The sequence below is a fragment of the Paenibacillus sp. FSL K6-1330 genome, assembly GCF_037976825.1.
Lineage (GTDB): Bacteria > Bacillota > Bacilli > Paenibacillales > Paenibacillaceae > Paenibacillus_AQ.
Genome location: NZ_CP150269.1, coordinates 6,940,736 through 6,955,355, shown reverse-complemented (window position 1 = coordinate 6,955,355; position 14,620 = coordinate 6,940,736). Strand labels below are relative to the sequence as shown.

Genomic DNA, 14,620 nt, shown 5'->3' with positions numbered 1-14,620 from the left:
GAGGGCTTAACATCCATATATTGCAAGAAAAACTTCCACTAAATGCGGTCTGTCTGCTGAGAAAGTAAGTCGATCGACGTTTTTTATTGGCTGGAAAGGATAAAACATTCCGGTAGAAGTGTAAAAAATCGGGGTTTTATTATATAGATTCAAAATATTCCCAAAGTTAGAATGATACTAAGTCAATTGCAAGCGGTTTCGGAATGGTCGATATTCAGAGACCTGGCATGCTTTTACATCATTTCGTAACAGGAGGATCTATATGCCGCAAGTTACTACAGAACAGCAACCATCACCCATTTCCCGGCAGCCAAAAGTCCATAACAAAAGTTTCCTTAGGCGCTTAATGAAGCAATGGGATGTTCAACTCATGGTATTACCCGGCGTGATTCTGGTATTCATTTTTGCCTATCTGCCTATGTATGGCGTGATCACCGGTTTTATGGATTATAACCTGTTCACCGGCTCAAGGATTTGGGATAACCCGTGGGTTGGTTTTAAGCATTTTGAAGCCTTTTTTGCCGCCCCCGAGTTTGAAAGAATTTTGCGCAACACGATTGTGATCAGTCTGTTGAAATTCTTTATCGGATTTCCAGCACCGATTCTACTGGCCCTCTTATTGAATGAAGTTCGCCATATGTTATTCAAAAGAGTCATCCAGACGATTACATATCTGCCTCATTTCTTATCATGGGTTATTGTGGCAGGCTTCACCACTGCCCTGCTGTCAACGGAAAACGGAAGCATCAATATTCTGCTCGAGAGCATCGGGGCCATTGATGAACCGATCAATTTCCTCTCATTGAAGGAATATTTTTGGACGATCCTGATTTCGGCCAACGTATGGAAGGAGATCGGATTTAACTCGATTGTATTCCTTGCTGCAATTGCGAGTATCGATCCGGCGCTGTACGAGGCTGCAGACATTGACGGGGCTAGCAAGACCAAGCAGATCTATCTGATTACGCTTCCTTCGATTATGCCGGTTGTCATCATCTTCATGATTCTTGCTATCGGCAACTTGCTCAATGCAGGCTTTGAGGACATCTTGCTCCTGGCATCCAATCCGGTGCTGAGGCCGGTTTCCGATGTTATTGATACGTATGTCTATCGAGTGGGCCTTGGGTCACACCGTTATTCTTATGCGGTTGCTATCGGATTGTTTAAGGCGATTATCAGTGTAGGACTGCTAACGATCGCGAACTATTTGGCTCGAAGATCTGGTAATAGCTTATGGTAAGAATCAGCAGCCCTCAGGAGGTACGGCATGTTAAAAAGAATTAGCTTCAGTGACAAGGTTACGCTTATCGTGATTTACGTCTTTCTCAGTTTACTAGCCTTCTCGGCGCTCTATCCGTTCTGGAATGCAATTGCTGTTTCCTTCAACGTAGGTGTGGACACCGCAAAAGGCGGAATCACCTTCTGGCCAAGAGAGTTCACAACCGAAAATTACAATATCATACTCCAAGATGATCGACTGCTTAACGGATTCTTTATATCCGTAAGCCGTACCATAGTCGGAACTGCAACCTCCATATTCATGACAGCGCTCCTGGCATTCGGGATGACCCGTTCGTATCTGATCGGACGCAAATATTACACATTGTTCTTTATATTTACCCTCTATTTTGGCGGAGGATTGATTCCAACGTATCTCCTGATCCGTTCCTTGGGATTGATGGATAGCTTTCTAGTATTTATTATTCCATCCCTCATCAGCGTGTGGAACATGATCATATTCCGAACCTTCTTTAAAGGCCTTCCCGTTGGCTTGGAAGAATCGGCCAATATCGACGGTTGCAGCAATTGGGGCACTTTCTTTCGGATTATCCTCCCCTTGTCCGGACCGGTTATCGCTACGCTGGCTTTGTTGACTGCCGTTGGACACTGGAACGACTGGTTCCTGCCAAGCATTTACATCACCAACGATAATTTGCTCCCGATTCAGACAATTCTTCGACAAACCTTGAATGCCAATATTGTATCCGGTTCAAGCTCCGTACTCGATAGTGCTTCGACGGCGCTGCTGGAGAATGCGAGACAGATTACTTCCAAGTCGCTCACGATGGCGATGATGATCGTTGTGACTCTACCGATCATTCTGGTCTATCCTTTTGTGCAAAAATATTTTGTCAAAGGCGTGCTGGTAGGCTCGCTGAAAGAGTAGGCTCAGGAACGGTTTAAGGCGAACAGCTTTGAACATATATATTTTTGTAAATGAGAGGGGTTTAGTGAATGAGAAAGACAAGAAAGTCGTTGCTGTTGATGATATCTTTGCTTTTGGTACTGATCACAGCTCTAGCCGGTTGCGGAAAATCGGCGGATCCAACCCCAACACCACCGGCAGCGAACAATGATGGCGAGAAGAAAACCGATCCGCCGGCGGAGGGTGGTCGTGATGGCAAATGGGTACTCGGGGAGAAACCGCTTGAATTTTCAGCTTATGCTCACTATGAGAACTCGGACTTCCCTAAATGGGAAAGTACACCTATCGGTAAATATTTGAGTGAAGAGAAGCAAGTGAAAATCAATATGATTGCGGCTGCTGGAGCACATACCCAAAAGCTGAGTGCGATGATGGCTTCGGATGATCTTCCGGATATGATCTGGACAGATCGTAACCATCCGGACATGGAGAGACTTCGTAAAGAGGGGAAATTGGTAGCTTACGATGATTACCTCGATAAATATCCTAATCTGAAAACATGGATGGGCGATCTGAACATGCTTCGTTCCGATGACGGCAAGCTGTATATGTTCCCGAACTGGTATTCATCCAATCCGTACGGTAACGCGGGCTATGTAGTTAACAAGAAGATCTACAAAGAGCTAGGCGAGCCGCCGCTTGAAACAACAGATGATTTATATAACTACTTGGTAAAGGTTAAAGAGAAGTATGGTAGCGAAATTGTTCCGTTCGAACCGCACCGTGCGCAGGAAAGACAGGGGCTCGGCGTGCTGTACACCGCATTCGGAGAAGGTGCGAGCTACACTAACCTTAACGCTAGTTTGCTTGCAGTTCCAAAGGACGGGAAGCTGACGCCTCTGCTAACGGATCCGGTATTCCGTGAGGCACAGAAATATATTGCTAAGCTTTACAGAGAGAAGCTTATTTCTCAAGATGCCTTCAGCCAAACCGAGGACCAGATTTTGGAGAAAGTCATGACAGGACGAGTGGCTGTATTTGCAGGAGCTAGTCCAACTACGATGGCGGGCGAGGCGCAGCCTGAATTGACCAAGAATGATCCGGATAGCGGATATTTTATGATCTGGCCGATTCATAAGCCAGGTTTGGATAAAAATAAAATCTATCCAGGTACTTACACGAGTTTCGGATGGAATGCTGCTTATATTACAACAGCTGCCGAAGACCCTGAGGCGATCTTCGCATTCCTTGACTGGTATACAGGTCCTGAAGGAATGAATATCCAATACTTCGGACCAGAGGGCAAGAACTGGGATGGATTCGATGAGGAAGGCAAGCCGAACTTTACAGAAAACTATGACCCGGCTGAAGTAGCAGAAATCCAATCCAAGAATGAGCCTGTTATGTTCGTTGGTAATACGAGTTATATTGACCCTGCCAAATACAAGTACATGGAGAAGCTTCCTTTCGAAGAGCAGGATTGGAGAACGCGTTACCAACAGACGATTACATGGCCTACGCAGTTAAACGTCACGGAATTTGTTAACCTGAATCCGGCTCCAGATTCAGATGAAGGGATTATCAAAACATCGGTAGACGAATTGTTCCTCGAAATCTATGCAAAATCGGTTATGGCGAAGAGCGATGAAGAAGTTGACAAAATTCTTGATCAAGGCCATAAAGATTTGATGGATCTGGGCTACGATCAGCTATTAGAATGGCGTACAGCCAAATGGCAGGAGAACGTAGCTAAGCTGAACGGCAACTAATTTAAACAAAGATGTCGCAGGTGAATTTCCCAAAGAACCCTCCAGGTTCTTTGGGAGATCTCTTTTTTATTATGCATGTTTATTTCTTGCTTTTGCTAAATGCCTGTTTTAGATCGATTATAATATGTAAATATGGAATTTTTTACAATCGCCTGGAGGGATTCTCGTGTACAAGGTGCTGCTAGTGGATGATGAAGAGCTGGATCTCGAAGGAATGAAAAGATTCATTCCTTGGCCTGATCTGGGTATGAAAGTAGTGGGGAGCGTCAATAATGCGTTGTCGGCCTGTGAAATTATAAAGAGCGAAGATGTTGATATTTTAGTTAGTGACGTCAATATGCCTTATATGTCCGGGCTCGAGCTGGCACGGATTGCGCTTGAACATAAACCTAACATGCGAATCATTTTTGTCAGTGGATATCAGGAGTTTAGCTATGTCCAGCAAGCACTCTTATTGAAGGCGTATAGTTATGTTCTCAAGCCGATGAACGATAGAGAACTGGTTGCTTCCTTAATCAAGGTAAAGCGGGATCTAGATGAAGAAACCAAGCAGCGCGAGGTGGAGATGGCTTATCAGGAGATGATCCCCATTGTCAAAAGCGATTTTCTTATACGTCTGCTTGAGCGGGAAGAATCAGAAGAATTACTGACAAAGGTGAGTATCTCTTATGAATTCGACCAGTTGAAGTGGCCGGTTCGCGTCGCAGTTATGGAGCTCGATAATGTATCATGGCGCCAAGCGGGGAGCCTTTCTTCACAGAGGGAATTGGCGAGAATATTTCTGCAACGTATTCAAGAGGCGATTACGGATAGTGGGAGGGGCATGCTTCCTTACTGTAAGCTGTCCTCGCAACGAATAGCGATACTGCTGGAGGACAGTAACGCTACTCCAACGATAATCACACTGATGGATAGCGTTCAGCAGCATTTGACGACATCCATGACAACGGGCATTGGTGAACCCGTGCGCGCCTTGGATCAACTTCACCTGTCTTATAGGCAAGCTGTTGAAGCTGTGGAAGGCAAGATGTTTCTGGGCAAGGGAAGTATTATCAAGTACGAAGACGTCAGTGCCGAGCCGGGAATGCTGGATGCAAGGATGCTTGATGAACGCATGAACGTCCTCTTGAAGGCGATGGAGGAATACGAGCTGGTCCAAATCTGTGATGAGTTGGAGAAATTATTCGGTTCTATAAGGAGTCTGCGCTCCCGATTTACCGTGCATAATATGTCGAACTATATTATCTGGAAGCTCGAACAATATTTAAGCAGCCGAAATGAAGACTTGTTTGATCTGTTAGGCATGGAGATACATCATCTGGATATTTTGATGCAGTTCGAAACCGTCAGTGATATTCGTTCTTGGTTCATTCAGCATATATTCGAAATTTCCGAAAGATTATATGAGAAATCCAATTCAAAGGATAGTAAATTCATCCGCAGTGTTATCCAAACGATGAAAGAACGAATGAGTGAGAATATAACGATAAAGGATATTGCCCAGCATTTTTCTTTTTCGCCGAGTCATATCGGATTTTTGATTAAAGAGAGGTCAGGAAATACGTTTAATGAACTGCTAGTACAACTGCGTATGGAAAAAGCATGTGAATTGCTAAAACAGCCTGGCCTCAAAGTCTATGAGGTCGCCGATCAGGTAGGGTACCGTTACCTTCCTTATTTCAGCCGACAATTCAAAGAAAAATTTGCGATGACACCCATGGAGTATCGAAAGAGAGAATTGGGATGAACAATCACGGGGTTCCATTATCCGGAACAAACGGCAAGAAGCTGGGGTATATACCCATCGGTTATAAACTCATGCTGACCTTTACGCTATTTATTTTGCTATTGGTTTCTGTAAACTTTTATATTTCGCATTCGATGTATGATGAGACTATGCGCGAACAGACCCGCGTGAACATCCAGGGGACGCTTCAGCAGATTCGAGATAACGTTGCCTATAAGGTGGATGATATCGTCCAGACATCGGCGACATTGTATGATGATCCTACATTCATTCAGAGCGTCCGCCGGAATTTATCCGGTGCAGAGAATCATGTCCGCATGAACAATGTGATTCTCCCAAAGCTAGAGAGCGCTGCAAAGGCGGTTGGCCTTAATTTAAGGCTATCCGTCTATTTTCATAATCAAACGGTGTACGAGAAGTATAAAAATTGGAATAACGAAAACAATCAAGATTTCAACGAACAAACCTATGATATTTACCATATGACCCGAATTTCCGATGAGTTTTGGTATTTCACACTGCCGGAAGAGAAATACAATGCAACAATGATCTGGAGGCAGGTAGAAGAGGATGAGCGGGACGGACGGATCTCGATGATTCGACGGATGGTGGATATGAACAATCCGCTGCAAATCAAAGAAGTGGGAATCATGCGTTTCAGTGTTCGCTTGTCGCAACTGTTCGATAGCGTGGATTACACGAAGCTTGGGGACGGAAGTATGCTATCGGTGCTGGATCCCTTCGGGAATGTGGTGTTTACCTCTGGTCCATCTGTTGAAGACAATAACGACACCCTTGTCAAGGTAAATGAGTCTACAGCGTTGGCAGAACATGATCAGAAGAATTATTTGGTCATCGAAGAAAATTTACCACAGAAGAATTGGAAGATCGTTGCGCAAGTTCCACTTAACATTATTGAACAGGAAGCGAAGAGAGTACGGGCCGTTTTGATTGTTATTTGTATCCTCTGCGTCGTGTTGTTTACATTTATGGGGTATGTTATTTCCCAATCCTTCTCTAAGCGAATCCTGAAGATTGTAGGGGTACTCAATGCATTTCGGGAAGGGGATCTGCATAAACGGATCGCTTATCGGGGCAAAGGAGAGTTTCCTCAAATTGCGAATGCCTTGAATGCGATGGGCGAGGATATCGAAGCGTTAATAAAAAAAGTGTATTTAACCCAACTCCAAAAGAAGGAAGCGGAGCTTGAAATGCTGCAAACGCAGATCAATCCTCATTTTTTATACAATACGCTATCATCCATTAATCAACTTGCGAAATTCGGGGAGACGGAGAAACTTCAGAATATGGTTGTGCAGCTGGCGCAATTTTATCGACTTACGTTAAACTCAGGCAGAGTATTAATACCCGTAGCATTAGAGATTGAGCAGGCCAATGCGTATCTGGACATCCAAAAGGTGAAATACGGTCAGCGCATGGAAGTCACTTACGACATTGATGCTGACGTATGGCCTTACGAGACTATTAAACTGATTTTGCAGCCCTTCATTGAGAATGTACTGAAGCATGCTTGGAGCGGGGACCGGATTCATATTCGGATCGTGGTCCAAAAGGAAGGTGATGATATCTTGTACCGAATCATAGATGATGGTCTGGGTATGAAGCAGGAGCGAATCCAAGAGATATTTGATCCCAAGGATCATACTCACATGGGCTGCGGGATTCAAAACATTGACCAGCGGGTGAAGCTGCATTACGGGAGCGAATATGGCGTGTCCATCTTCAGCAAAGTTGGAATCGGCACTTCGGTTCAAATACGCATTCCTGCAAGATCAAGAGATTCAAACCCCGATTAGAAGGCGTCGGGATAGATGGGGGGCTCCGAACCAAGGGGTTATTTGAGAATTGGGGATCCGCTATTTAGTGTCCTGTTCACTGTTATGGTAAAGCGTCAATGAGTGTGCTTGCTAAAAATGGATCTCTCAAGCGATACTAGGATTTGGGCGATAAGAAATGACAAGCAATGTTCATTCTTACAGGATTATAGGAGCATCATAAAGATGGCGTTCGCCTCTTTCTTCAAGAAGAATTATAAAAGCCCGCATGGGCTTTTTTTAGGTTAAATACGTAATTATACTGCTGCGAGGCTGCTGGGAGATTATAAACATGAAATGGTTGGAGCAGTACCCTAAGGAAGTAAAAGGTTTTCTTGTTGCAAGTCTCGTTGCCTCTGCAGGCGGGTCCTTGATGTGGCCGCTGACAACGATGTATGTATTTGATGAACTGGGACGCAGCATGAAGGATGCAGGCTTTGTCATCCTGATTCAATCTATGGGGGGAATCGTCGGTCAACTCCTTGGCGGCGCGCTGTACCACCGGGTCGGGGTGAAAAAGCTCATTGTAGGCTCGCTGCTGCTAAATGCCCTCGGGTTGTTCACCCTTCCGTTCATTAATGGATTATGGGGCTTGTTCATCGCGATGATGGGTTTCATCGGATTCTGTAACGCGGTATCGATGCCGGCTATTCAGGCATTTATCGGCTTTCGGTTTGCCGATCGGCGGGGAGAATTGTTTAATGTCATTTATGTCGCGAATAATATAGGCGTAGCCTTGGGAACGGCCATGAGCGGTTTCCTGGCGGAGATTTCCTATCATTTAAGCTTTGTCTTAAACGGTGTCACGTCCTTCGGATTTGCGATTTTCTTCCTGTCCTACCTGACGAAGCTGGGTGGAACAGACGTATCGCAAGGGGCCCATCATCCGCAGCCTAAGAATCCGCTGCCGGCAGGCCCCGGGGCTTGGGCATTGCTCGGGAACACCCGAATCTATCTCTTTATGGGATTGGGTTCCCTGTTCTTGTGGTTCGGGAATTCCATCTGGAATACAGGGGTGTCTCCATTCATCATCTCGGAGGGAATGTCCAAGACAGCTTATGGCTATTTATGGACGCTGAACGGGATTCTGATTTTTGCCGCGCAGCCGCTCACGAATGCCATCAAGCGCTGGGCGGCCCGTACGGAGAGCAGTCAGATGACGGCAAGTGCGTTGTTCTATCTGGCAGCTTATGTCGTTATCGTGACGGTGCACAGTTATCCGGGCATGATCTTCGCGATGGTGCTGGCTACATTGGGTGAAATGCTGATTTCGCCTGCAATCCCGGCTTTTATCTCGGAGCGTGCAGGACAAGCCGCACCGTTCTATATCGGCGTGACAGGCGGCATGGGTGCCGCAGGCCGGGTGATTGGGCCTTATGCGATGGGAACGATGTATGACGGCGGCGGGCTGACGCCGGTGGCATGGTTGGCAGCAGGTGTTGCCGTGCTGTCAATCCTGTCATTTGCGGTACATGGCCGGCTTAGTAAGGGCATCCCGCTGCATCATGACGGTCATGACAAGAATGCAGGTCACCTTAACGCCTAGCCCAGGTTTTAAAAGTTGAAATAATTGCAAGATATAGGATTAAGCAGCAGGCCTACTTCGGAGCTTGCTGCTTTTTTGTCTACGGTTCAAGGCTTACACCACTTGTCAAAGAAACGCCTTACAAAAAAAATAAAAAGGATATTGAAATCGCTCTCAGGGGGAGCTATAATGAACTTGTCGAAACGTTTCAAAAGGGAATGCGTTTTTTGAAGTTATCAAGTAAGCAATCTATTTATTATGAATACGCAAGAGCATGGTTATCCCAATGATAACCATGAAAAGGTGCTTTATAGGGGGAATGAAGAGACAGTAGGATTATAGAAATAACCTTTATCCGGCGTCTTTATTTTTTCGAATAAAATCGAAACGTTTCGAAGTAAGTGCTTTCAATTAGGTTTTGTATTACGTTTCGCATGGTGGTAAACATTAAAAACGGGGTGAATGTAGAATGAGAAAAAAATCAATATTGTGGACGTTGGCAGCATTGCTGATGTTCTCCGTCGTATTAGCCGGATGCTCGGGCGGGTCTGAGAAAGCAGACGGAGGTAGCAAAGGCGGCGAGGGCAAGAAAGAGCTGAAAGTTTGGTTGATGGGTGACACAACAGACGAAACTCTGATTAAGGCATATGAAGAGAAGAACCCAGGCGTTAAAGTAAGCGTTCAATTGATTCCTTGGGGCAGCGCGCATGACAAGCTGCTAACAGCCGTTGCATCCAAAAGCGGCCCTGACGTTGTGCAAATGGGAACAACCTGGATTCCGGAATTTGCTCAGGCTGGAGCTTTGCTCGATCTGACGCCTTATCTGGAGCAGTATCCAAACTTGAAGCAAGAAAACTATTTTGACGGTGCTGTGCAAACCATGAGTTATGATGACAAGGTTGTCAGCATCCCATGGTATGTGGAAACGCGCGTACTGTTCTACCGTACGGACATTCTGGCTGAGGTAGGCTATCCGGAAGGTCCTAAGACTTGGGATGAAATGAAGGATGCCGGTAAGAAACTGGCAGCTAGAGGGGACGGCAATTACGCAATCACCATTGATGCGAAAGATATGAACTATCTGTCCATGTTTGCTTGGCAGAATGGAAGCGATATGATCGATGCGAACCGGGCACCTCATTTTAACGAGCCGGAATTCATGGGAGCCATGGAATACCTGAAGAGCTTCTACGACACGGGTATGACGCCGCTTACCAGTGATTTGGATCTGTTTGCCGCATTTAAAGACGGACAATTCCCGATGTTTATCAGCGGTCCTTGGATGATTCAAGGCGTTAAAGACAAGGCGCCTGAAATTGAAGGTAAATGGGCTACGACAACACTTCCAGCTAAAGAAAACAATGCATCGTTCCTAGGCGGAGCGAACATGTCGGTATTCAATACAACCGAAAATGCAGATGAAGCCGTTAAATTCATCTCCTTCATGAGTGAAAAAGAATCACAGCTGACCAATTATGATGTGGCCAAAAACCTGCCTGCTGTTAAGAGTGCATGGGAAGACCAACGCTTTGAAGATCCGATTTTTGCTACCTTTGGTAAACAGCTCGAAAGCGCTAAACCTGTTCCGTTCATTAAGGAGTGGGATGCTGTCTCCCAAGAAGCCATTGCCGCTTTTGAGAAAATTACCCTTGGCGGAGCTGACATCAAAGCAGAAATGGATCTTCTGAATCAGAAAGCTACTGAAATTCTAAACAAAAAATAAGAGTGCGTCTTCACGCAGCCCGGCTTGTTTCTTCGAAGGATGAAACAAGCCTGACTGCTTCCAAAGGGCGTTATTCTTTCATTGAGAAACCCACACTTGCAGGAGGTGAATGACATTGCAGAACTTTATCAAGCGCTTTAACCAATATAAGTATCCTTATATGTTTATTGCGCCCGCACTGGTGCTGCTTCTGACGTTCTCAATCATTCCGATCATCATTGCGCTTGTCATCAGCTTCACGGATATTGACCTTGCTGGTCTCGCTAATTATTCAAACATTGAAGGCGTTGGCTTCGATAATTTTATGAATGTATTTAAAGATCCGGTCTTTCTGAAATCCATGTTTAACACCATGTTCTATGTTATTATCGGAGTTCCGCTTGTCGTAATGCTTGCCATGGGCGCTGCATTGCTGCTTAACTACGGCACGGGATTGTTGTTTAAAACATTCCGCGTCGTGTATTATATGCCTTCCATTACGAATATTGTGGCGGTCGCGGTTGTTTGGGGTTACTTGTATAACAGCCATTACGGCCTCTTTAACCATATATTGTCCTGGTTCGGAGTTCCGGCTCAGCAGTGGCTGACAGATCCGGCACTAGCCAAGCTATCGCTGATTCTGCTGGCCGTATGGAAATCCATCGGACTCAACATGATCATTTTCCTGGCTGCGCTGCAGGGCATTCCACGCTCCTATTATGAAGCTGCGGAAATTGATGGAGCGAGCAAATGGAAGAAGCTTCTATATATTACAGTACCGCTCCTTAGCTTTGCGACCTTCTTTGTCACCATAACGACATTGATCGGCTGGATTCAGTTCTTCGAAGAGCCGCTGGTTATGACCAAGGGCGGCCCGCTCAATTCAACGATGTCGATGGCTCTCTTTATTTATAACAATGGCTTCCAGCTTAGCAATTTTGGTTATGCGGCTGCAGGATCGTTTGTGCTCTTCATCATCATTATCGCTGTAACGGTCGTACAATTCGCAGTCAAGAGAAAAGATGTCGAATATTAAGGTTCAGGTTCAAGCGATGTTCCTTATCGTAACTGAAGGAGGCTCAGGGTATGGCAGCTAAAAGAATTGAGAAAACAGTCATGACGGTGCTGCTCATTGCAGGGGGACTGCTGATGATGATTCCATTTATCTGGATGATCACGTCCTCATTCAAGCCGGAAAATGAATTTACGGCGGTTCCGCCAACGTTATTACCGAAAGAATTTACGGTTAAAAATTATGTTGATTTATTTACGAAGCTGGACTTTATCGTATACCTGAAAAATACGCTTATCATTGTGTTCTGGTCTTTTGTCGGTCTATTCCTCAATGCGCTTGCAGGATATGCATTCGCTAAATACGAGTTCCCTGGCAATAAGAAGCTTTTCTATCTCGTGCTGGCAACGATGATGATTCCGGGACAGGTTACTATGATTCCAGTCTACCTGCTGATTAATGCCATGGGATTGACTAACACGATGGCGGGTATTGTGCTGCCTGGCCTGGTCGGAGCATTCGGTATTTTCCTCTTCCGTCAGTTTATGTCCACAATCCCGTCGGATCTGATTGAAGCATCAAGGCTGGATGGAGCGGGAGAGCTGCGGATTTTCTTCCAGTTGATCGTTCCGATCACGAAGCCCGTATTTGCTGTACAGGGAATCTTAGCGTTCATTGGCGCCTGGAACAGCTTCTTGTGGCCTCTCATTATGGCAAACGATCAAAAGCTTTATACGCTTTCGGTGGGTCTGCAGCTTCTGAAAGGACAGCATGGATCTGATTTCGGCCTCCAGATGGCAGGCGCTGCATTTATGGTTGTTCCGATTATTATCGTATTTTCTTTCTTCCAAAAACATATTATTGAAGGATATACGATCTCTGGCATGAAATAAAATAGATAGAGTTTCTTAAGTAGTAGAAGGGGCGTAAGGAAATGGCAACGATAAAGGATGTGGCAAAGCTCGCTGGAGTCGCCTTGTCAACGGCTTCATACGCGTTAAGCGGCGACAGCAGAGTGAGTTCCAAGACAAGATCAAAGGTGCTCGATGCAGCAAGGCAGTTGAATTATCGGAAGAACGGATTTGCCATGGATTTGAAGCGGAGCCGCACCAAGACAATCGCTCTTATTCTGACGGATCTATCCGGCCCTTATTATTCCGAGCTGATCCGAAGTGTGCAGGAAGTCGCTTTAACCAATGGATATGATCTGATCGCCTGCAGCTCGATAGGGGGCAGAGATTCAACGGCGGTTAAATTTTTGAGAGAGAAAAGGGCGGATGGTGCCATCATACTTGCACCTAATATTCGGGATGAAGTTCTGATCGAGACCTCCGGTCCCCAATTTCCGATCGTCGTGATGGATCGTCCATTGTGCAGTGAATACCTGGTGAATGTGCTGGTTGATGGAGAGCAAGGAGGGTATACGGCTACCCGTTATCTGCTTGAGAACGGTCATCGGCATGTGGCGTACATCAGCGGTTCATCGGATTCGTACGATAATCATTTGCGTTATCAGGGGTATTTACGGGCACTTGCCGAGGCGGGGCTGGAGGAACAGTCGAAATGGCGTCTCAGTGGCAACTTCGTGCGCGAGGGTGGTTACAATGCGACCAAGATGATGATCATGCAGGGGTCGCTCCCGTCGGCCATATTCTACGGCAACGACGAGATGGCCATCGGAGGATTGAAGGCTTTTGAGGAGAGTGGCATATCGGTGCCTGATGATGTATCCGTCATCGGATATGACGATATTCAATTAGCCGAATACGTGAATCCGCCGCTAACCACCATCAAGCAGCCCAAGAGCGAGGCGGGATCGCTTGCAGCCCATTTGCTGTTTCAGATATTGGGCGGCGAATCCGTGAAGCAGTCTTATATGCTGACGACTGAAATGATGGAACGGGCATCTGCAGGGAAGAGCAAAGTAGAGAATTAATAGACCGGATTGGAGATGAGGAACTTGGCATGGATCACGTGTGATTTTTATTCCGAAACACTGAAACTGTCTACCGGCATCGAGGTTTTTATACCGCAAGCCGCTTTGATGCCGTACGGTTCTTCTTCGAAACTGCCGGTGCTTTATTTGCTTCACGGCCGAGGAGCGGATGAGACCGAATGGATGCGCAGATCGTCCATCGAACGATACGCCGAGAATAAAGGCATCGCGCTCGTGATGCCGGGCGTCGGACGAAGCTATTATATGGACATGGCAAACGGCTTGCCTTACTTTACCTTCCTGAGCGAGGAGCTTCCAGAGCTCGTTCCATCGTTTTTTCCGGTGTCCGGACGAAGGGAAGATACCTTTGTCGCCGGAATTTCGATGGGGGGTTACGGAGCGTTCAAGCTGGCCATGAGTTATCCGGATCGATATGCGGCGGGCGCAAGCCTGTCGGGTGGGCTGGATCTTGTCAGTCGTGCTGCAGGGCTGGGCTTTCAAGAGCAAGAAATTCGAACCCTCTTTGGCCGTGTCGATAGATTACGGGGGAGCCGGGACGATTTGTTGTTTTTGGCCACGGAATTCGCGGCATATACAGGCGACAAACCGATGTTATATCAGTGTTGTGGGACCGAAGACTTTTTGTACAACGATAACCAAACCTTTAGACAATATGCGGACAGCCTGGGGCTTCACATCACCTATGAGGAAGAACCTGGTGGTCATGAATGGGGATATTGGGACCGTAAAATTCAGCGTGTGCTGGATTGGCTGCCCCTGCCCTGATTTTTTTTCGTTCGCATGTATAGAAACGTTTCGATTATATGCGCAGATAAGCGCTGATTCCCTTGTTTTTTAGAAAGTTAATTTTCAAGTAAAAATGCTTATAAAATATATGGTTTTCGGGAAAACATGGATCGCTTCGGGAGAAATCAAAACGTTTCGAAT

11 protein-coding genes are annotated in these 14,620 nt (G+C 46.0%); all 11 read left to right on the top strand.

Annotated elements, in window-relative coordinates; all coding sequences use genetic code 11:
• Nucleotides 1-262: 262 nt before the first annotated feature.
• Nucleotides 263-1,240 carry an ABC transporter permease subunit gene (locus NYE54_RS31700; protein WP_339268559.1) on the top strand — a complete coding sequence of 326 codons (978 nt, stop codon included), beginning with the start codon at nucleotides 263-265 and terminating at the stop codon, nucleotides 1,238-1,240.
• A 27-nt stretch (nucleotides 1,241-1,267) separates the two neighbouring features.
• Nucleotides 1,268-2,167: a carbohydrate ABC transporter permease gene (locus tag NYE54_RS31695; protein WP_339268557.1), complete on the top strand. Its 900-nt coding sequence runs from the start codon at nucleotides 1,268-1,270 to the stop codon at nucleotides 2,165-2,167.
• A 68-nt stretch (nucleotides 2,168-2,235) separates the two neighbouring features.
• Nucleotides 2,236-3,915 carry an extracellular solute-binding protein gene (locus NYE54_RS31690; protein WP_339268555.1) on the top strand — a complete coding sequence of 560 codons (1,680 nt, stop codon included), beginning with the start codon at nucleotides 2,236-2,238 and terminating at the stop codon, nucleotides 3,913-3,915.
• 166 nt (nucleotides 3,916-4,081) lie between these two features.
• Entirely contained in the window at nucleotides 4,082-5,662 is a 1,581-nt protein-coding gene (locus NYE54_RS31685) for a response regulator (RefSeq protein ID WP_339268553.1), read from the top strand.
• Nucleotides 5,659-7,479 (top strand): sensor histidine kinase, encoded by a 1,821-nt coding sequence (locus NYE54_RS31680; protein WP_339268551.1) that lies wholly within the window; start codon nucleotides 5,659-5,661, stop codon nucleotides 7,477-7,479. The genes NYE54_RS31685 and NYE54_RS31680 overlap by 4 nt, the downstream gene beginning before the upstream one ends.
• 310 nt (nucleotides 7,480-7,789) lie before the next feature.
• Nucleotides 7,790-9,043 (top strand): MFS transporter, encoded by a 1,254-nt coding sequence (locus NYE54_RS31675; RefSeq protein WP_339268549.1) that lies wholly within the window; start codon nucleotides 7,790-7,792, stop codon nucleotides 9,041-9,043.
• Between the two features lie 448 nt (nucleotides 9,044-9,491).
• Nucleotides 9,492-10,745 carry a sugar ABC transporter substrate-binding protein gene (locus tag NYE54_RS31670; RefSeq protein ID WP_076323942.1) on the top strand — a complete coding sequence of 418 codons (1,254 nt, stop codon included), beginning with the start codon at nucleotides 9,492-9,494 and terminating at the stop codon, nucleotides 10,743-10,745.
• A 109-nt stretch (nucleotides 10,746-10,854) separates the two neighbouring features.
• Nucleotides 10,855-11,760, top strand: coding sequence for a sugar ABC transporter permease (locus NYE54_RS31665; RefSeq protein ID WP_076323943.1), 906 nt, complete (start codon nucleotides 10,855-10,857; stop codon nucleotides 11,758-11,760).
• 50 nt (nucleotides 11,761-11,810) lie between these two features.
• Entirely contained in the window at nucleotides 11,811-12,629 is an 819-nt protein-coding gene (locus tag NYE54_RS31660; RefSeq protein WP_076323944.1) for a carbohydrate ABC transporter permease, read from the top strand.
• Between the two features lie 41 nt (nucleotides 12,630-12,670).
• Complete coding sequence (locus tag NYE54_RS31655; protein WP_076323945.1) at nucleotides 12,671-13,672, top strand: LacI family DNA-binding transcriptional regulator; 1,002 nt, start codon at nucleotides 12,671-12,673, stop codon at nucleotides 13,670-13,672.
• A 24-nt stretch (nucleotides 13,673-13,696) separates the two neighbouring features.
• Nucleotides 13,697-14,458 carry an alpha/beta hydrolase family protein gene (locus tag NYE54_RS31650; protein WP_339268546.1) on the top strand — a complete coding sequence of 254 codons (762 nt, stop codon included), beginning with the start codon at nucleotides 13,697-13,699 and terminating at the stop codon, nucleotides 14,456-14,458.
• Nucleotides 14,459-14,620 lie beyond the last annotated feature (162 nt).